The sequence below is a fragment of the Flagellimonas sp. genome (assembly GCF_965233845.1).
Lineage (GTDB): Bacteria > Bacteroidota > Bacteroidia > Flavobacteriales > Flavobacteriaceae > Flagellimonas.
On sequence record NZ_OZ247584.1, the window covers coordinates 1,080,970 to 1,100,932 of the forward strand.

The 19,963-nt window shown below is 41.9% G+C and carries 14 protein-coding genes; 9 read left to right on the top strand and 5 right to left on the bottom strand.

Annotated features, from left to right (window positions below; translation table 11 throughout):
* The first annotated feature begins 214 nt into the window (after positions 1–214).
* The 3 genes from ACO6S0_RS04955 to ACO6S0_RS04965 all read left to right on the top strand — a co-directional run bounded on the left by ACO6S0_RS04955 (position 215) and on the right by ACO6S0_RS04965 (position 7,065).
* Entirely contained in the window at positions 215–3,247 is a 3,033-nt protein-coding gene (locus ACO6S0_RS04955; protein WP_422350892.1) for a SusC/RagA family TonB-linked outer membrane protein, read from the top strand.
* Positions 3,248–3,263: 16 nt separating this feature from the next.
* The gene (locus ACO6S0_RS04960) at positions 3,264–4,697 is read left to right on the top strand and encodes a RagB/SusD family nutrient uptake outer membrane protein (protein ID WP_422350893.1); all 1,434 of its coding nucleotides are present in this window, start codon (positions 3,264–3,266) and stop codon (positions 4,695–4,697) included.
* A gap of 73 nt (positions 4,698–4,770) precedes the next feature.
* Complete coding sequence (locus ACO6S0_RS04965) at positions 4,771–7,065, top strand: zinc-dependent metalloprotease (RefSeq protein WP_422350894.1); 2,295 nt, start codon at positions 4,771–4,773, stop codon at positions 7,063–7,065.
* Positions 7,066–7,232: 167 nt separating this feature from the next.
* Here ACO6S0_RS04965 and ACO6S0_RS04970 read toward each other — a convergent pair whose 3' ends face one another.
* The 4 genes from ACO6S0_RS04970 to ACO6S0_RS04985 all read right to left on the bottom strand — a co-directional run bounded on the left by ACO6S0_RS04970 (position 7,233) and on the right by ACO6S0_RS04985 (position 9,442).
* On the bottom strand, positions 7,233–7,475 hold the full coding sequence (locus ACO6S0_RS04970) for a DUF6520 family protein (RefSeq protein ID WP_422350895.1): 243 nt from the start codon (positions 7,473–7,475) through the stop codon (positions 7,233–7,235).
* A gap of 60 nt (positions 7,476–7,535) precedes the next feature.
* Entirely contained in the window at positions 7,536–7,985 is a 450-nt protein-coding gene (locus tag ACO6S0_RS04975) for a MauE/DoxX family redox-associated membrane protein (RefSeq protein WP_422350896.1), read from the bottom strand.
* Positions 7,986–8,080: 95 nt separating this feature from the next.
* Positions 8,081–9,007 (bottom strand): helix-turn-helix domain-containing protein, encoded by a 927-nt coding sequence (locus tag ACO6S0_RS04980; protein WP_422350897.1) that lies wholly within the window; start codon positions 9,005–9,007, stop codon positions 8,081–8,083.
* A 21-nt stretch (positions 9,008–9,028) separates the two neighbouring features.
* Positions 9,029–9,442, bottom strand: a complete 414-nt coding sequence (locus ACO6S0_RS04985; RefSeq protein WP_422350898.1) for a hypothetical protein — start codon at positions 9,440–9,442, stop codon at positions 9,029–9,031.
* 199 nt (positions 9,443–9,641) lie between these two features.
* Here ACO6S0_RS04985 and ACO6S0_RS04990 point away from each other — a divergent pair, with 199 nt between their 5' ends.
* The 6 genes from ACO6S0_RS04990 to ACO6S0_RS05015 all read left to right on the top strand — a co-directional run bounded on the left by ACO6S0_RS04990 (position 9,642) and on the right by ACO6S0_RS05015 (position 15,471).
* The gene (locus tag ACO6S0_RS04990; RefSeq protein ID WP_422350899.1) at positions 9,642–12,047 is read left to right on the top strand and encodes an aminotransferase class I/II-fold pyridoxal phosphate-dependent enzyme; all 2,406 of its coding nucleotides are present in this window, start codon (positions 9,642–9,644) and stop codon (positions 12,045–12,047) included.
* A gap of 12 nt (positions 12,048–12,059) precedes the next feature.
* Complete coding sequence (locus ACO6S0_RS04995) at positions 12,060–12,899, top strand: RteC domain-containing protein (RefSeq protein WP_422350900.1); 840 nt, start codon at positions 12,060–12,062, stop codon at positions 12,897–12,899.
* 283 nt (positions 12,900–13,182) lie between these two features.
* Positions 13,183–13,461 (top strand): helix-turn-helix domain-containing protein, encoded by a 279-nt coding sequence (locus ACO6S0_RS05000; RefSeq protein ID WP_116218481.1) that lies wholly within the window; start codon positions 13,183–13,185, stop codon positions 13,459–13,461.
* A 3-nt stretch (positions 13,462–13,464) separates the two neighbouring features.
* Complete coding sequence (locus tag ACO6S0_RS05005; RefSeq protein WP_422350901.1) at positions 13,465–14,004, top strand: hypothetical protein; 540 nt, start codon at positions 13,465–13,467, stop codon at positions 14,002–14,004.
* A complete protein-coding gene (locus ACO6S0_RS05010; RefSeq protein ID WP_422350902.1) occupies positions 14,001–14,663 on the top strand; it encodes an ATPase in 663 nt (220 codons plus the stop codon). Before ACO6S0_RS05005 ends, ACO6S0_RS05010 begins: the two co-directional genes overlap by 4 nt.
* A 37-nt stretch (positions 14,664–14,700) precedes the next feature.
* On the top strand, positions 14,701–15,471 hold the full coding sequence (locus ACO6S0_RS05015; protein WP_422350903.1) for an HNH endonuclease signature motif containing protein: 771 nt from the start codon (positions 14,701–14,703) through the stop codon (positions 15,469–15,471).
* 7 nt (positions 15,472–15,478) lie between these two features.
* Here ACO6S0_RS05015 and ACO6S0_RS05020 read toward each other — a convergent pair whose 3' ends face one another.
* Positions 15,479–19,948 (bottom strand): restriction endonuclease, encoded by a 4,470-nt coding sequence (locus ACO6S0_RS05020; protein WP_422350904.1) that lies wholly within the window; start codon positions 19,946–19,948, stop codon positions 15,479–15,481.
* Positions 19,949–19,963: the final 15 nt, after the last annotated feature.

Below are 19,963 nucleotides of genomic sequence, written 5' to 3' on the forward strand. Positions count from 1 at the left end.
AAATACTTAGTCCAATTCTATTGGGAATCCAATTTCCGAGGCAGAAAAACCTTGGACAGGATGGCCTTTGCCCGAACCTTAATGCCCTTAAGTAAGTTACGACTTTGCTGTGATTTCTAGGGAAGTACAAACAAAAAACCTCCAGACAGGGTAGTAGGTGTCCAGTGGGGTGATTCAATTAAAAACTAACTGTTTAATCAAACAACTCAAAATTATGAAGAAATTATCAATTTATATGAGCAGGAAGTTCCTGTTTCTATTATCTTATTTACTGTTGGCGCCCTTGCTGACTGAGACAATTGTTGCTGGCACATATACAGTGGTACAACAATCCATGGTTGCAGGAATGGTTACCGATACCGATGGGATGCCCCTGGTCGGGGTGAGTATCCAAGTGGAGTCCACAAGTCGGGGTACCATTACCGACTTGGATGGTTCCTTTAGTATTCAGGCTGGTTCCAATGATGTCTTGTTTTTTTCCATGGTGGGCTTTAGATCCCTCAGTATTTCAATAGCTGGAAGGACTTCGTTGAACGTACAACTGGAAGAGGATGTTACAGCCCTAGGGGAAGTGGTGCTCAATGCGGGGTACTATACAGTTTCCGAAAAGGAACGAACAGGAAATATTGCCACAATCAAAGCAGGGATTATGGAAAAACAGCCTGTCGGCAATCCCTTGGCGGCCATGCAAGGTCATTTGTCCGGGGTGAACATTGTCCAGACCACTAGTGTTCCCGGAGGTGGTTTTGATATAGAGGTCCGTGGCCGGAATTTTATCAATGGGATTTCCAATCCCTTGTTCATTATTGATGGGGTTCCTTTTGGCTCCCAATCCTTGGGATCCAATGACGTGTCCGGGGGGATCCTGGCCGGGAATGTCAGTCCGCTCAATGCCATCGACCCCAATACCATAGAGAGCATCGAGGTGCTGAAGGATGCCGATGCCACAGCCATTTATGGGTCCCGAGGGGCCAATGGGGTGGTGCTGATCACCACAAAGCGGGGGAAAGCCGGCAAGACCAGGTTCAGTGCCGATGTAAGCAGTACCATGGGCCATGTTTCCCATTTCTTGGACCTTATGGATACCCAACAGTATTTGGAAATCCGAAGGGAGGGTATTGTCAATGATGGGTACGGCGACTTCTTGGAGGATTCGTCCTTTGACCTCTTTTGGCCCGATATCAAGGTTTGGGACAATGATCGCTATACCGATTGGCAAAAGAAACTCATAGGAGGTACGGCTTATCGGAACAAGACCCAACTATCGGCCACTGGGGGAAGCGAACACACACAATTTTTGGTCAGTGTAGGCCATCAAAAGGAAACTACGGTATTTCCAGGGGATGCCAATTATAAGAAGACCTCTGTAAATAGCAATATAAGCCACCGTTCCGATAATGATCGATTTAGCATCAACCTTTCTACGATCTACGCCCAAGAGAACAATCAATTGCCCCGTACAGATTTTACGGGACAAGCTTATACCTTGGAACCCAATGCCCCTGAAATCTATGATGAAGAAGGTCGCCTGAACTGGGAAAACAATACTTGGAACAACCCGTATGCATCCCTGGAAGAGGATTATGTTTCCAAGGCACAAACGCTCATTGCCAATGCCATTGTTTCCTATAGGGTGTTGCCGAATTTGGAACTGCGGTCCAACTTGGGTTTCAACCGATATCAGTTGGATTCCTACAAGACCCTGCCCAGTACCTCAAGGAATCCATCTTTGGGTTTGACCCCCGAAAACTATTCCTCCTTGACCACGAATAGATCCGATAGACAGTCCTGGATCGTGGAACCCCAATTACAATGGAAAAAAAGATGGGACAAGACCAAACTTGACATTTTGGTCGGCACTACCTTTCAGCAGGAGACCACCCAGCAGTTTGTGCAAAAGGGCACGGGTTTTCCCAATGACAATCTCCTGTTGAACCTTTCGGCTGCGGAAAGCTTGGAAGTGCTCCAGGATGCGGACAGTGAATACAATTACAATGCAGTATTTGGACGGTTGAACCTTAATTTCAACAACAAATATATCCTAAACCTTACGGGTCGAAGAGATGGTTCTTCACGGTTTGGTCCTGGAAAACAGTTCGGGAATTTCGGTGCCGTCGGGCTGGCCTGGATTTTTTCCGAAGAACCCATTTTTGGGGAGAATCCACTTTTGAGTTTTGGAAAGTTGCGTGCCAGTTATGGTACCACGGGAAGCGATAATGTAGGGGATTACCGTTTTTTGGACACCTATAATGTTACAGGAAACGACTATGATGGGACCACAATCCTGGAACCTACCGGTATTTTCAATCCACTGTTCGGTTGGGAGGCTAACAAGAAACTGGAAGCGGCACTGGAACTTGGTTTTTTCAATGACCGTTTGTTGGTGAATACCTCGTGGTACCAGAACCGATCCTCCAATCAGCTGATAGGGATTCCCTTGGCGGCCACTACCGGTTTTTCGGAATTGACAGGAAACTTTGATGCCACGGTGGAGAATTCAGGTGTTGAGGTAGATCTGCGTACCGTGAATGTTAACAATAAGAAGCTGAGGTGGTCCACTACCTTTACGCTCACGGTCCCAAGGAACAAGCTGGTAAAGTTCAATGGTCTGGAATCTTCCACCTTTTCCAATCGATATGTTATTGGCAAGCCACTCACCATAGTTAAACTCTACAATGCCTTGGGCGTAGATTCCGAAACCGGGGTCTACACCTTTGAGGACTATAACGATGATGGGAATATCAGCAGTTTGGATGACCGTCAGTATCTTGAGGATCTGGCCCCCAAATTCTATGGAGGTTTAGGCAATACTCTTGGTTTTGGGAACCTAACCCTGGACTTTTTCTTTCAGTTCAAAAAGCAAAAAGCATTCGACCAATTGGCTTTCGGGGCAACCCCGGGATATCGGGGCAACGCCCCTGTGGCCCTTTTGGACCGATGGCAAGAGGTCGGGGACATGGCACCCATACAACGGGCATCCGGGGGACTTTCCTTTGGAGAGGATACGGGTGCGCTCCAACAATTCAGCAATGCCGCCTTTTCAGATGCGTCCTTTATCCGGTTACGGAATATTTCACTCAACTATAAAGTCGGCACTTTGGACAATGGTCTGGAGGTCAATGTGTACCTACAAGGGCAGAACCTATGGACCTTGACCAATTATAAGGGACCGGACCCAGAGCAGCCTTCCAATTCAAGGTTGCCACAATTGCGGCAGATCACCCTTGGACTTCAGTTGGATTTTTAACCTTAAACAGAACAATATGATACGTATAAAGAATAATGCAATACTGAAAACATTGCCTTGGGGCGTTTTAACGAAACGTAGCGGAATCTTTAAATGTTGGGTCCTTATCCCAATTTTGACCGTTTTTTTGGGCTGCTCGGAATTTGTCGAAGTGGACCCTCCCAAAAACATTTTGATTGCTGAAACGGTATTCAATGATGAGGCCACAGTGAAATCCGCGATTGCCAGTATCCTTTATGGGATGCGGGAAGAGGGCATGGTTTCCGGTACTTTTGGATTGACAACCGCTATGGGCATTTACAGTGATGAATTGGACTATTACGGATTTGATGCCCCATATTCCCAATTGTACCAGCATACCGTATTGGCCAGCAACAATGCTGTCCTGGGATGGTGGTCCAATGCCTACGACTTGATCTATGGGGCCAATGATATTATCAAAGGAGTGGGAAACTCAACCACCTTGACTGAGGAGGAAAAGGACAGGTTCATCGGACAGGCTCTGTTTGTCCGGGCCTATATGCACAGCCTGTTAACATTCCTCTTTGGGGACGTCCCATATATCAGCACTACCGATTATTTGGAGAACAATAAGGTTACCCGACTACCTGAAGCCACAGTGCAAGCACACATCATAGAAGACCTTTCACGCTCGGTCGCTCTCTTGGAGGGCTTGGATAATCTATCAAATGAGCGGGTACTTCCTGACCAATATGCGGCAAAGGCCCTTTTGTCCCGAATGTACCTGCGTGATGGGAACTGGGAACTGGCAGAGGCCATGGCTTCCGAGCTCATAGGTTCCTTTCCTTTGGAAATGGATTTGGGCAGGGTGTTTCTTAAGGAATCTACGGAAACCATCTGGCAGCTGAAACCCGGAGAAACCCCAAGGAATACCCAGTTGGCCAATGAGCTGGTCATCCAAACCATACCCGGCCAGACCTATGCGTTGACCAATTCGCTATTGGAAGCTTTTGAGGAGGGTGACCTACGGAAAGTCCATTGGGTAGGCAGCCATTCGAATTCGGACAACACCCTCACTTTATATTTTGCAAACAAATACAAGGCCACTTTTGCTGAGACCGAGTCTTTGGAATACCCGATTGTCTTTCGTTCTACGGAACAGTATCTGATCCGTTCCGAGGCAAGGGCACGTTTGGGCAATATTTCCGGTGCACAGCAGGATCTCAACAGCATACGGAACAGGGCGGGATTGGCTGATATCGATGCCAGTACGGAAAGTGATTTGATGGCAGCTATCCTAAAAGAACGACGAACCGAACTGTTTGCGGAGTCAGGCCATCGTTGGTTCGATTTGAAGCGGACGGGAAATCCAGATGCTGTGTTGGGAGCAATTAAACCGGGCTGGCAATCCACAGATTTATTACTCCCCATTCCAGAGTCGGAACTGGAAATCAATCCCAATTTATTACCGCAAAATGCGGGTTATTGACCAAGAACAGAGACCGTACTGGTTCCTTTGGTTTTCTAGGGAGCTGTTACGGGACCTTAAAAATAAGTATACCATGAAACACATCGTATGGATATGCCTTATGGCCCTGCCCATTTTAGTTTTTCCCTGTAACAAAGAATTGGGAAGGAATGACTGTGACAAAGCGCATACACTCCCACAGCGTGAAACTTTTTTGACTTCTTTTGTCAAAGAAGGTGAACTGTACTTGAACATTCCCCAGAACCTTTTGGACAAACCCATGTTGTTCGTTCGATATGATAGCTCCTATTTGCGAAAATACATGCAAGTAGTGTGGTCCCTAGAGGGGGACAGGATTTTGTTGAAAGTACCGAGGGTGAGGTCTTCGGCAGGGATCATCCTGCCCATTAAACAAAAACGCTCCCTTAAAGAAAATATACTTGCTGTATTTCCTGTGGAGAGGGATTATGATCAATCCAAAAGCCTTTGTATCAGGATAACCGACCTGGTACTCCATCAGGTGATTGAATGGACACCCGGATATTCGGAAAACCTTGTTCCCCAGATTACCTTGCTTTTGGGTGCCAAGGATTGGGATAACGAGGTCATCATAAAAACAAGAAGGGGAGTGGTCAACGATGGTTCCAAGGTATCGGTTCCAGTCCATTATGGTTTTTATTCCTTACCTGAGCCCATGAAGGGTAGGGCCTATGATTATCGTATGGGGTTTAGTAATGAGGAGTTCGGCGGTATCGATTATGATAATGCCAAGAATAGCGTAGCGAACATCAGTAGATGGCGCCTGGAAAAAAGGCATAAAGATTTGGACATCAGTGTTCCTGTTAAGCCCATCACCTTTGTATTGTCCCCTGAGATTCCCAAAAAATGGCGGCCCTATGTAAAGGCTGGCATCGAAGAATGGTTGCCAGCCTTTGAGTCAGCAGGGTTCAAGAATGCTATTGTGGTCAGGGATGTCGATAGTTTGACGGATTGGCAGATCTATAGCCTCAATACCTCGGTGGTCCATTGGGGAGATGCAAAATATTTGAGGGGATTTGATGATGCCGGAGGGACCATTTCCCATATTGTTGATTTTAGGTCTGGGGAAATCCTGAAATGCGACATCCATTTAGGGGCTTCCCGTGACAATCTGGCCGAACGCTATTTTATCCGTTGCGCTCCCTTGGATAAGCGGGCCCAAAAGTTTCCATTTCCAGATGATTTGATTGGGAAATTGGTCCAAGCCTTAGCTGCCCACGAGACAGGGCATGCGTTTGGAATTGTGGACAGCAACTTTGGGGAATATGCTTACCCCTTTGATAAAATGAACGATCGCACTTGGCTAAAGACCATGGGACATTCCCCGAGCATTATGAACTATGCAAGGGAAAACAATATTGCCCAACCCGAGGACAGTATCCCTCCTCATCTGCTCATTCCAAAGGTAGGCCCCATGGATCGATATCATATCAATTGGGCTTATAGGGAGTTTCCGTTGGATATGTCCAAGCAAAGACAAGATGCCGAGTTGGAGACCCTCATTCGTATGCAGGATTCCATTCCGTGGCTCAGGTACAACAACAGTAAATTTGAGGTTATCGGGCCAGCGGCAACTGGTGAAGTTGTGGAGACCAGAAACCCTATCGAAAGCACCAAGTTGGCCTTAAAGAACTTGGAACGGGTCGTTGGATTGTTGCCCAGTGCCGTTCAGGAGCAAAAGGACAATGCAAGGTTGGAACGCCTATATGGTAAAACCTTGGAACTATGGTACCGACACATGCGGCATGTCCTTTCCTTGATAGGGGGATATGACATTCAGTATAAATCCATAAACCAACCTGGAAAGATGTATACGCCCATCGCCCTTGGGGATCAAGAGGAGGCTTTGGAATTTTTGATGACCAATGCCTTTGATCCGCCCGATTGGCTGGTCCAACCAGCTTTCGGCCCCAAGTTGAATTATTCCACTTATCCCGATCAGGTACTGGAATACCAACAACGGTTGGTTTTGGAACTTTTACGGACCCAAAGGTTCAAGCGATTTGAGTACATGGAAACCCTAGAGGGATACGGGACGGTATATCAAAGATTCTTGGAAAGATTGCAGCGGGGACTGTTCAAGGAAATCTACAATGGTTCAAATAAGGTAGGGCGAAGAAGGCAGGAATTGCAGTCCTTCTATATCGATATGTTGTTATTGGCATTAAATCAGGCTGAAACCAATATGGCAGCCAAGGAAAAAGCCTTTGCCTATACAGCGTATTCCAAAGGGTTGTTGATGGGGCAATTGAAGGTCTTACAAGAAGATATTGGAAGAAAGATAAAAGACAATCAAGGAACTGATTTGGGGCATTGGAAGCTGTGTCTGTCCAAATTGGATTCGCTCTAGCTTCGAGATTGGAATCAAGTGGGTGTTTTCTCAAGTTCATCTGACCAACCCAAAAGGACAAGAATTCTGATTAAAAAAATGATTTTTTTGTTTTTATGTATTTTTTGAATTAGCCAAAAAAAGGTGACCTGTTAGGGTCACCTTTTTCTGCTAATGTCCAAGTAGGACTAAGGATTTCTCCGTAGGGGAGTGGACAAGGATGATTCAGCGTACAACTGATAACCAAAATAGGTACAGTTGATCTGACCGCCCGGGTTACAGTCATCCCCAATGGTAACCGACTTCACCCCATCCGGATGCTGGTAATAAGCCGTTTGACTGACCGTACCGGTCTCAGTTGCAAATGCAAGGCCAACCGCCAACAAGATGGCAAAGGCCGGTAAAACGATTTTAAAAAAACTTGTTTTCATGGTATTAAATTTTAACTATTGAATGCCTACTCTTTTTTAGGTTTTCGGCTTCCCCTGGCACTACGTAGTATTTTGATTTATAGGTCTCATTTTGAGTTTTTTGGTCAAGCTGATCCCCAGTAAGGCGAGTAGCATAAAAGAGGTATTGAAGAGGATATGGCCCTTCCATCCCAAGGCCGATACTACCCCGCCACAAGAGCAGGGGATGGCATTGCTGAAATTCAGTACGGTGACGATGTAAACCGTGAAAATGGCCAACAGGAAAAAGCTTGCATAAAGAGCACCCAACATGTATTTGGGGAAAAGTAGCGTCCCAGCAATGACCAATTCGACAAAGGGTACCCCGAGGGATATCCAAACGCTGTATGATGAAATGAATGGAAAGCGATCCAATTGATCCTGAAACTGACCCAAATATATCAATTTGCTGGTGGCTGTATATACAAAAAGCATGATGAACAACGCCTTGATACATTGTAAGATGAAGTGATGATGTCTCTTTGTCCCCATAACTTTTGGATTGATATGGTAAAGTTCGGGGGTCGAATTTATTCCTTAAGGATAATTGCTTATCTGACAGGGATTTAATTTGAGGGATTATGGTTCTACTCCCTAAGATTACTGGGAGACTTTCCGTATTTTTCCTTAAAGGCCCTTGAAAAATGGGGGATGCTCTTGAATCCGGTCATATGGGCGATGGTCTTTATGGAGAGACTGGTATATTGAATCAGTGTCTTTGCTTTCCGCAGACGTTCCTGGATCAAAAATTTAAAAATGGTTGTGCCGTATAGTTGTTTGAAGCCATACTTCAGTTTAAACTCATTCGTCCCCATTTGAAGGGCAAGGTCCTTTAGTTTGGGGAGATCCTTTTTTACATCGTTGATAATCATGTCATGAACCTCCCTGATCATTTGGATATCCTCTTGGCTCAATCGGACTTTGGGATTGCCCGTTCCCTTACTGACCTTGAGCGCATTTTTCCAAAGCCCTTTACCAAAAGGTTCGCCCTTTGAAAAAAACACGGTATCCAAGATGATTTTCTGACCTGTCCCATCAAGGGCCTGAAAAATCGAAATGTTGCAATCTTTGTTTAGTAAGAGTCCATTAGGGGTTTTGAATTCCAAGGTCAAGACCATTTCGGTATATTCCTTTTTTAAAAGGCTGGGTAGTTTCTTGACCCATTTTTTCTGGGAGCTTTCGGTCAAAAGATTTGTAAGGGGATGTCCAATGATGTCCCTTGGCAGACGTGCTAAAAGGGAACAGGCCTTATTGTTGACCATTTCAATAGTGCCCTGTGCATCCATAAGAAGGGACATCTGTATGGTATATTGTGGCGTATTGTGGGCGTTTGCAAATCCTTGGTGGATAAAGGAGGCCCTGATTTCCTCGTTGACCATATTAAGCATGACGACCAGAGAAGCGACATTGTCGTTCTTATCGGAAGGTTCCAGACTAAAGAAGAAATTGCCCCGTGCCATTTCCAATAGCATCCGTTGTATACGTTTAACCCGGAAGTCATCACTGTTTGGCATATCAATTCGAATAATTCAATTTTAGGGGCCAAATGGAATACTGCTTAAAATGGCCACCAAGACAATGGCGGCTTTTAAGAAAGCCAAAGCCTCAGATTTTTTGGAAAAGGATTTGGTCAAGACTGCGTGGGGATGGGTACCCAGATATAAAGCACTGATGACATCAGTGACGGGAGGATCGATCAAAAAGGCCAAGGCCTTGATCAACAATGATCCCTCCAAGGCAAAGTAATCCCTTGCGGATTTGTTGACCATCCGTACTTCTCGAATATCACAGAGTACGGGCATTTCCCTGCCTTCCTGTACCATCATTCGGTCCCTGACAATGACCTGTGCCGCATCAAGGTCGATAAGATGGCCTTTCTTATAAATGATATGTAAAAGATCATCGGTCAACAGATAAATCGCATACTTGTTCTCATGTGATTTTTTCATGTTGTGAAAACTGGTAACAGCTATGAATTTACAAAAATATTATATCTGAATTTATTGAAAGATGCTTTAAATCCCTGTTCAAAAGAGCTTTTGTTATCTGAAAGGGAATTTTACTTATCTGAAACGGAGTGATATAAGAATCTATTATAGTTAATCTGACAAATGCCATTACTTTTTATGACAATTAAAATCAAAGAAAATGGCAAAGATCAAACACCACAATTTTTTGAACACCGTACATGAGGTTTTTACCGATGCAAAAGAAGCAGGGGTATTGCACCTTTATGCAGGTGGGACATCTTTTTCAGGCAAGACCATTAAAGTTAAAGGAAAAGATCTTTTCCATTTTGGGACCACGGGGTACTTGGGATTGGAACAGGATAAAAGGTTAAAAAGAGCTGCCATCCAGGCTATTGAGGACTACGGCACACAATTTCCTTTGTCCAAATCGTATATTTCAAATCCCCTGTATGAAAAATTGGAACAGTCGGTCACCCAAATGTACGGTACTCCCATCGTCATTACCAAGAACAGTACACTGGGCCATCTTGGGGTAATTCCCAGTGCCGTGGACGATCAAGATATAATCGTGCTGGACCATCAAGTCCATTGGAGTGTCCAGAACGCGGCCAAGATGCTAAAGACACGGAGTGTTCCCATTGAAATGATCCGCCATAATAGTTTGGAGATGTTGGAGGACAAAATCAAGAAGTATAGGCATTCAAAAAGGCATATTTGGTATATGGCCGATGGTATCTATTCCATGTATGGGGATTATGCCCCGGTCAATGAGTTGATGGCACTCGCTGGGAAATATCCACAGTTGCGATTGTATTTTGATGATGTGCACGGAATGAGTTGGGTAGGAAAGAATGGTACAGGATATGTATTGAGCCAATTGTGTGAATTGCCCGAAAACGTCTTATTGTTCGGAACTCTGAGCAAGACCTTTGGGGCCAGCGGTGCCGTGTTGACCTGTTCCAATACGGAGATGTATGACAAAATCAAGACTTTTGGTGGGCCACTGACCTTTTCGGCCCAATTGGAGCCGGCTTCTGTGGCCGCTGCCATAGCTTCGGCACAAATACATCTTTCGTCTGAGATTTATGAGCTTCAGGAAGATTTACGGCAACGGATTGCGTATTTCAATGATTGCCTAATGGACACAGAGCTTCCCTTGATAGATTACAATGCTTCCCCGGTGTTCTACATAGGAACCGGAATGCCCAAGACCGGGTACAACTTTGTCAACCGTTTGATGCAGGAAGGCTATTATGTCAACCTGGGTATCTTTCCCGCGGTGCCCGTCAAGAATACAGGGGTCAGGATTACCATTTCAAGGCACAACGAACGGGAGGAAATCAAAGGCTTGGTGGAGGCCATGGCCCATCATTTCCCTAAGGCCCTTGAGGAGACCCAGACCAACGCCGAACGGGTCTTCCATGCCTTCAAATTAAACCCAAAGGTCAAGAGCGAACCAAAAAAGGCGAAAGGTCTAATAGTGGAAGTCAAGGAATCCATTGATCAGTTGGACAAGGTGTTCTGGAACCACTATTCGGGTGGACAAGGTTGTTATGATTGGGAGGGGCTGAAATTCCTGGAAACGGTATTTCAGGGCAATGAAAAAAAAGAACATAATTGGCTATTTCGTTATGTCATCATCAAGGATGGTTCTGGTACTCCCGTTTTGGTAACATTCCTGACCCTCTCCCTTTGGAAGGACGATATGTTGGCCAATGCACAAGTTTCTGAGGCCATAGAAGAAGAACGAAAAGACAACCCCTATCACTTATCTTCCAAGGTACTTTCCATGGGTTCCTTGTTCACGGAAGGCAGTCATTTATATTGGGATGATTCCCATGATAGGGGAGACCATGCTTTAAATACCTTTTTGGAACTTGTGGAAAAGAAAGAGTTAAAGTTTGGTGCCAAGATGACCGTGCTCAGGGATTTTCCTGAAAATACTGCATGGAATGGTCCTTTATATGGTCATGGTTTCTTAAGGGTCCAGTTGCCCAATTCCTGTACGGTCAACCTAAGTGGATTCCGTTCCATTGATACATATATAGCTCAACTTTCCTCAAGGAACCGAAGACACTTTCGAAAAGATATTCAACCTTTTTTTGAAATATCCGATTCCTCTGTAATTGACAAGGCTTCACCTTCACAATTGTCTCAATTCAAGAGCCTGTTCACAGAAGTACAGTCCAGGAATCTGGGACTCAATACCTTTTCGTTCCCAGATTCCCTGTTTGAGCAAATGAACGAGAATCCACTTTGGGAGTTCATTGTCCTGACTCCAATTAGGGAACCAGAACGGGTTTTAGGCGTTATGTTCTGTTACAAAAACAGTGGACAAGTCTATGTACCTGCCTTTGTGGGGATGGATTATGCCTTTTTGGAGGAATATGCCATTTACAGACAATTGTTGTACCGAATCATTGAACGGGCCATCGAATTACGTACTCCAAAGATTGATTTTGGTATGACAGCGGCTTTTGAGAAAAGAAAATTGGGTGCCACGGTCCATGAAAAATATGCGTACCTCCAGACCAGGGATAATTTCATATTGGAACTCCTGGGAGTCATGGAAGGCCAGCATTAATGGAGAGCTGCCATGAAATACCAAAAGCTGCTATCGGAATTTGAAGGCCAATTGGATGCGTTGGAGAGTGGGAGCGGGGATGTCCTTTTTAAAGCAGAAAAGGGAATTGCACTGGTGGAAAAAAGTATTCGAAAACTGCAAAAGGAAATTACAGGTAAAACCTTTGCAACGCAAGCCGATGAGATCTACTTCTTCAAACATGTCAAGCCCCAGATCTTTAGCAAGCTAATCTATTACGTCAAACTTTTTAATATTGAGAGTAAACGCCCCAGAGGGAATAATGCCGCCCAAATCAAATATCTCCAGCACCAAATCGATAAGTTCCAAACCTTCTTTAACGACAACCTGGAATTCTATAATTATTACCGGCGTGGTGCCATGTCCCTGGATGAACAGTATTTTGTTCGGGGGAACCGTGATTTGAGACTGCCCTTGGAATCATTCCATTTTCTGATCGATGATCAGTTTTCCACCTGTCAGGATGGGACAGTGGCCACCATCATGGCCTACGATATGTTGATCGTATACCTTAGAAAAGAAGTGGATGACCTACAAAATACCTTGGAACCCCAAAAAAACATAGCTATGGAAAAACCTTCAAAATTATTTTGGACCGGAAGCAAGACCGATTTAATCGAACTTTTGTATGCGCTCCATGCCAGTAGTTCCATCAACAGTGGAACCGTCGATATCAAGGAACTCGCTTCCCATTTTGAACATTTTTACAACATTGACCTTGGCAATTACTACCATACCTTTATCGATATCAGGTCAAGGAAGACTAGTAAGACCCGGTTTTTGGATAAACTCATAGAGATGCTCAACCAGCGTATGGAAGTCTTGGATGAATAAACCTTTAATTTTCCCTAGTTGGTAACAACTTGGGAATTTTGTCCATATGCACACTGAAACTTCATTTCGACCTTTACTTAGGGATTTCAGCCAGTTACTTTAAGCGAAAAGGAGTCATAAGAAGTCAAAATATATTCCAAAAAAATATTACCCACCTAGGTACCAACTGTGGAATTTATTCAAGTTTCCTTTTTCAGTTTTGCAATACGAAAGTCAAATCAGGAAAGGGCCATCAAGTTAGGTTAATGTAATGCGGTGGTCCTTTTCATTTAAATCAAAACGTATGGGAGCAACCATCATTACCACCGAAGATCTTAGGGAGTTCAAAATGGAACTACTGGAGGACATCAAAGATCTATTGCAAAACCAAAACGGACAAGCGAATAAAAAATGGCTAAAATCCAATGAAGTAAGGGAACTATTGGGCATTTCCCCAGGTACGTTACAGAACCTTCGTATCAATGGTACACTGCCTTATACCAAAATCGGGGGGGTGCTCTATTATGAGTACCATGAGATTATGCAAGTTTTGGAAAAGAACAAGATTCATAACCGAATCTAAGGTTTGGAGGACATCAATTATATCAAGCATTTGAATGGTGTATTTGCCCAATTCTCCAAGGATAACCGATTGAACCCAACGCATATCAGTCTTTATATCGGGCTTTTCCAACTTTGGAACTTCAATTATTTTATGGAAGAGTTCTATATAAATCGGGAGGAGGCCATGGCCTTTTCAAAGATTGGATCTAAATCGACTTATCATCGATGTATCAGGGAACTTAGTCATTGGAATTATATCCGATATATCCCTTCCCATAATCCCTTTAAAGGAAGTCGAATCAAGATGTTCAATTTTGGGACAACTAATGGACAAGCAATGGACTGGAACAGTCCCAAATTAGGGACAAGTATTGGACAAGCATTGGTATCTATAAACAAACCTTTACAAAAGAAGAAAAACCAAATAAACATAGACAAACAGAAGAATCATAAAAATTCAAGTTTTCAAGATGAGGAAAACGGAACCAAACAGAAAACCACTGTCCCATATGGGGACAACTTAAAGACCAGAAGGGAGAAGGATTACAATGAGCCACTTTGAGTTACAAAGCACCACATATCATCACAGAAGGCAGTGTCCAGTATGAATTGGGCTCTTTGAAGGGGCGCGAAATCCAATATGATTTTGAAAAGATTTTGGTCTATCTCGAAGCCAAAGGGAAATTTATGTTCGGCAAAAATTTCAAGATTTATCGAGAAGATCGTGAGATCCTTTATAAGCTCTGCTTATACTTTATTCGAGACAAGGCGCGGTGCAAACAAATGGGAATTGATGTGGACAAGGGGCTGTTACTTTCTGGCCCGGTGGGATGTGGCAAGACTAGCCTTATGAAGCTATTGAAACACATCGTTCCCCACCAGCGTCCTTATGAGGTTATCCCTTGCCGAAACATAGTATTTGGGTTTAACCACTTAGGCTTTAAAATTATCGAGGACTACGGCAATTCCCAGTTCTTTTGCTTTGATGATCTGGGAGTGGAACCCACAGGGCGACATTTTGGACAAGACTGTAACGTAATGGGTGAAATATTGCTATCACGCCACGACCTCTTTATCAATGGCAAACGTAAGACCCATGCTACTACAAACCTCAATGCCCAGGAACTTGAGGAACGTTACGGCACTCGAGTGAGGTCTAGGATGCGGGAGTTGTTTAATTTGGTAGGGTTTGATGTTAAGACGAAGGATAAAAGGAAATAACTCATTTTTAGTATTTTGCAAAACAAATTTGATTGTATTGAAGAGAAAAACTACAATACCGCAGAAAAATAAAGTTAGGTCACAACTGCAAAAAGAGATTGCATCGGTTTGTCCTTTTTGCGATAGTGGAGATGTAGGACATTTTGAAATACACCATATTGATGAAAACCCATCGAATCACGTTTGCGAAAATTTACTTCTCCTTTGTCCTACATGCCATTCAAAAATTACCAAGGGGGATATTCCGCAACAACAGGTCATTGACAAGAAAATCAATTTGAAGAATCGAGGATCTAAAATTCAATTTATCTCTATATCTATTGATAAGGATAAATGTGGATGGGTCCCCATTGAGGATTCAAAAAATTCATTTAAAATCAATGCTTATAAGTCCTTTTTTCCAGTGTTTAATTTCAGTTTTATCAATCAATGGGAAAGGACCGTATTGCTCACAAATGTCAAAGTTAAAGCCAAAAGACTTCCAATAGGTTTGGCAGGGGCTGCTCGATATGATATGCCACGATTAAATATCCTTCGTCCATCTATAACCTACAAGATAAAAATGCCATTAGATGGCGAGACGACCATTGAAAACTTAAATGAGGAACTTGAAGTGCCAGCGGGTAGGGCGTTTAAATTCCAAATAGAGTTGTTTGATAAATTCATGGAAAGATTTAGTCCACCACACAATAAGTATGCGCTCTTTTTCGAATTTGGATTCAATAACGATTTTTTCCTTAAAGCTCCAGTGATTTTGCTAAATTCAAGTGAATACTATGAAAAGTTAAAATTATATGGACTTTCTTAAAAACCCCCTAGGCTGTCAACCGAATTGCTTGATTAACAGAAATCCGTAAATGATTATGCCTTAACATAGAGTCGAAAATATCCAGGGTTCGATTGACCAATTTTCTGTTTTCTTTCAAATTCATATTAAGCTTGGAATAAATGGATAAAATCAATTGGACCGGCTCATCCCTATAATATCCTCTACGTTGCATATCCGGTATTCTATCAAATTTCATGTTACCAACCAAATGGAGACATTCTACAGGATATTCTTTAGTACAGCCCATGAGCAACTGTAAGAAATAGCTAGGTTGGGAAAGGCATAACCTACTCTTTGAGTATGCAATAAGAAAAGAATAGGTTTCCTTGAAATTGTGATTTTTAAATTTCCGTAAAACCAATCCTGAATATGCGGAAGCTAGTTCATCACTATCCTGATTTAGAAATTGATACAAGATCTTAAATGACTTTTCATTAGGTATTCCGTTGTTGTCGAAAAGGTTGGCCTCTGCAATTTTAAGGGCACAGAGTTTGGCTTTGTCACTTGACCTTACAAATCTTCTGTAAAGCTTCTCATCATTAATTTTATCATCGAGCCAGCTAAGTACGATTACATTGCCTTCACCATGCAACTCCTCGTTTTTGATGATTTTCATGAAGTACGGATACATTTCCTTATGGAACTTAACGTTAAAGTACTGGGAGGTCCTAAAGGAGTTCTTAAGGATGTCGATATCACCGGACAGGATAAGACTCATGAAGATTGTAAAACTCCTTTGCAAGTCCAGATAATTCAAATATGCCAATTCTTGCATTACGGCAACCTTGACAGAAATCTGGGGGTCGTGAACAGCTTTTTCCACCGTATCAAAAATAATTTCTTCAAATTCACTATGTTCATAGCACCACATCAGTTTGTGGATGGCTGCTCCTCTAACTGTATTTAAACTGTCAAATGAAGGATCATTTTCATTCATCGGCTTTTGGGGATTAGGATGGTTTTTGGCCTTATCGCTCAAAAAGTTGACTAAAATTTCATCCACCTGATTATTTTGGATGAGGTAACCGGATTGCCAAATGGCATGTAAGGTATTGCTCATGTCCAAATGGAGCTGAACAAACATATCATAAAGACATTTTATTTGTTTAGGGCAATATTTGGCCTCAATTAGACCATCTATCCCCTTAGAGATATAATCTACGGAGATATCCTTCTCCTCAAACAGTCCTTTGATAAAGTCATAGTATTTATCAGGATCGTTTTTGACATTTTCGCCAAATGCCCTTGAATGTTCATGCTTTCCTCCCTTAGGGCCATGGCCTTCACGATAGGAATCATTGTATTTGGACATACTTTTCTTCCAATTTACCATGTCCATGTGTTCATATGCTTTGGAAGATAAAGGGGGACCAACGACATATGCCCCGGAAGAGGAGGAAATATCATGGGCCTTATCACTGTTGACAGACCCAAATCTCCTATAAAATTCCTGATAGGCCTTTTTCAGTTCAGGTATCCGGTCAAGCTCATTTTTCGGGAGTTGTTTTAAAAAAAAGTAACACTTTTTGCCAAAACCACGGAAATGTACTTTCTGATTTCCATCCTCATCTTCATATTTGTGGTAACCTAAATCATAGGGGCTTTTAATGGTCAATAAAATTTGGGCGATTCTTTTTTTGTTATCATATGAAAAATGGGAGAAGTAAGTTCCTATTAGCTGTCTGATGTACAATTGGAATTTATCGTCATAACCATTTAATCCATTTTTATGGTGGATGATATTGATTAATTCAAAAACCGGTTTGGGATATATAATGCTATCATCTTTGAGGGCCAAAACCAAAATTCTATGAATAAACACGGAATCAGAATTCTTGTGCTTTTCAAAGAAGTCGATGAAATACTTTTTGTCAGAAAGCTTTGATTTGAGATGTTTGACCAAAAAGTCTTCCAGGAAAATATGTGCATCCTTTTGGGTGCTCAATCCATCAATGAATTTTGTACAATTGTAGAACGGACAATCTATTCCTTCATAATTGGAAGGGTCTTTATTGTCAGCGAGCACCTTTTCATATAACTGGAAAATAAATTTGAATGTCTCCTCAGGGCTGTGTCCATAGAGCTTTTTGATCATTTCTTCCTGGTCATGGGAAAATTCATTATGATGCCACGAATCATCAGAGTAAAAGACACTATTGAAAATTGGTAAGAGTAAATTGAATACGTACACTTCATGGTGTTCAAATATCTTTTCAAGTTTTTGATAAAACCAAAAATTGTCCATCCCTTTGGATTCTTCATGAAAGGGCAAATATTTTTCAAAATAGGGAAGTAATTCCTTTTCCTCCCAGTCATCAAGGTTCATCAGGATTCTTTCAATAAAATAATCCTTGTCCTTAAAATCAGGTAACCCATCCAAATACTGCAGTACTTGTAACGGGGCATGGTTTACGTTGTTCCTTAAAAAGACCCAGACAACATTTCTCTTGTATTCAAATATTTTGTCAGGATTTTTTTGCTCCAAAAAGCTCCAGTGGATTAAGGATTGCTTTTTATACAACGTATAAACCTTCATCAATGCCTTATTGTTCCATAACAGGAACTTACTCGGTATTCCGAATTCAATCAGATAGTTTGTCCAATCTTTGGAAAGCACGGAATGAAGAAATATGTCTTCATATACTTTGTTTTTCAAAACAATCAAATTGACAACCTTTTTTTCTTGGTATGAAGGGTTTTCTAGGATACCTAAATTGTTAATAATAAGGGATTTTATATGAAAACGATATTTGGATGATTTAAGGATGGATTGAATCTGAGCGATATATTTTCTATGGTCATATTCACGTATATATTCAAAGACCATTTTTAGTATGGACCTTACCTCTAGATTTTGTTCGTTTTCATTAAGGTATGTATAGATGCTGTTCCCCTTTTCAACGAATTGCCTTGAGAAACAATAGTCATAAAATGTTTGATGGAAAAACTGAATATTCTTGTTTTCGGATACTATTAACTGGTTGCTCAACAGGTAGTTTAGCTCATTTCCATACTCAGCGGAGAATTGATTTTTAACAATTATCTGCTGTTTATCATACATCCTGATCGCAATTTCATAGAGCAGTTTGGATAGGTTCGGATTTTGCTCCTTAGTTATCAATTCTTCCCAAAGCGCATCATATAAGTCTTTTAGGGAGGAAAGTGCATTCAGATTAATTTTATCCTTTTGGGGCAGTTTGCAGAAAATTTCCAAATGGTTTGGTGTCCTTAACAGTTCAATGACCTTTTTTTGGGAACAATTGATTTTGAATTTTTGAAGGGTTTCGGAAACCTCATTTTCACTTAAAATGGACGCTTTGATGTTATGGAATTGGTTTGATTTGTAGATACTTAATTCAGCATCATATTTTAGGTCGTAGGTTCTGGAAGATATTATGATTTTAATATTTTTTTCATCCAACAGCTCATTTATGATCCTATTATGGGTTTGGATGTACTGCCTGTTGGAAGAGAGCGTTTGGGACAGGGCATCCAATTGATCAATAATAATGGTAAGTTTCTTTTTATGGATATTTAATGCTCGTATGATACTTGAAAATCTTATCCGGTCATCCAAAAAGATTTTATTCTCCAATTTTTTAGGAGATAGGGCATAGTATTTGTCAGCTTTAATGCCTAAGACCAAATCGCCGTCCTTGACCAATTGATCATAAACATCCTTAAGAATTACGGATTTTCCCATCCCTTTTTCTCCCTCAAGGACAAGGAGATTTCTTCTGGGAGATTTTAAATCTGATTTTATCCAATCAATAATCCCCCTTGATTCTTTTCTGTGTATATGGGTATTGGGATTTATTGCAAAGTAGTTTTTCAGATTTGATAGGAAAGAGGATGCTTTCTTGAACGATTTTTCAAAAACTTCGAAATCGATTTTTGATACTATCTGATTATAGGCCTCTTCCCCACAAAAAGCCTTGCACCACTCATCACCAAAAAAATCACACACAATTTGCGGATGGGTCTTGAGGGCTCTATTCAGGAAGGAGCTGTCCCATTTTACAACCTGTTTATTATACTTTTTTTCAAATTCATCTTTTATTTCTTCAAACCTCGTCTGAAGCTTCACATCCATGAAATCGGCTGTGGTACAGATATAGAATTTTATGGATTTATCAAACCATTCCCCTTTCTTAAAAGCGGATATAACTTTGTTTAGGTCCGTGACGGTAATTGAGCTATATCTTTTACATTGAAATGTATAATATTTTTCCGGCTCTTTCTTGGCATAGATATCGATACCATCTTGTTTTTGACCTTTCCTTCCCAGGATTTCACAATCAGATCTTTGAAAGCCCTCAACGAATTCAACCATTCTCAAACAGAGTTTTTCAAAATCTTCCCAATCCATATCCAATACGGGAAGTTCCATTTGATTCTTGCGAATCGGTAGGGTGTAATCTCTATTCGGTGGTTTGTCTAAATAATCCGGTTCCATTACGCTTTAGGGATG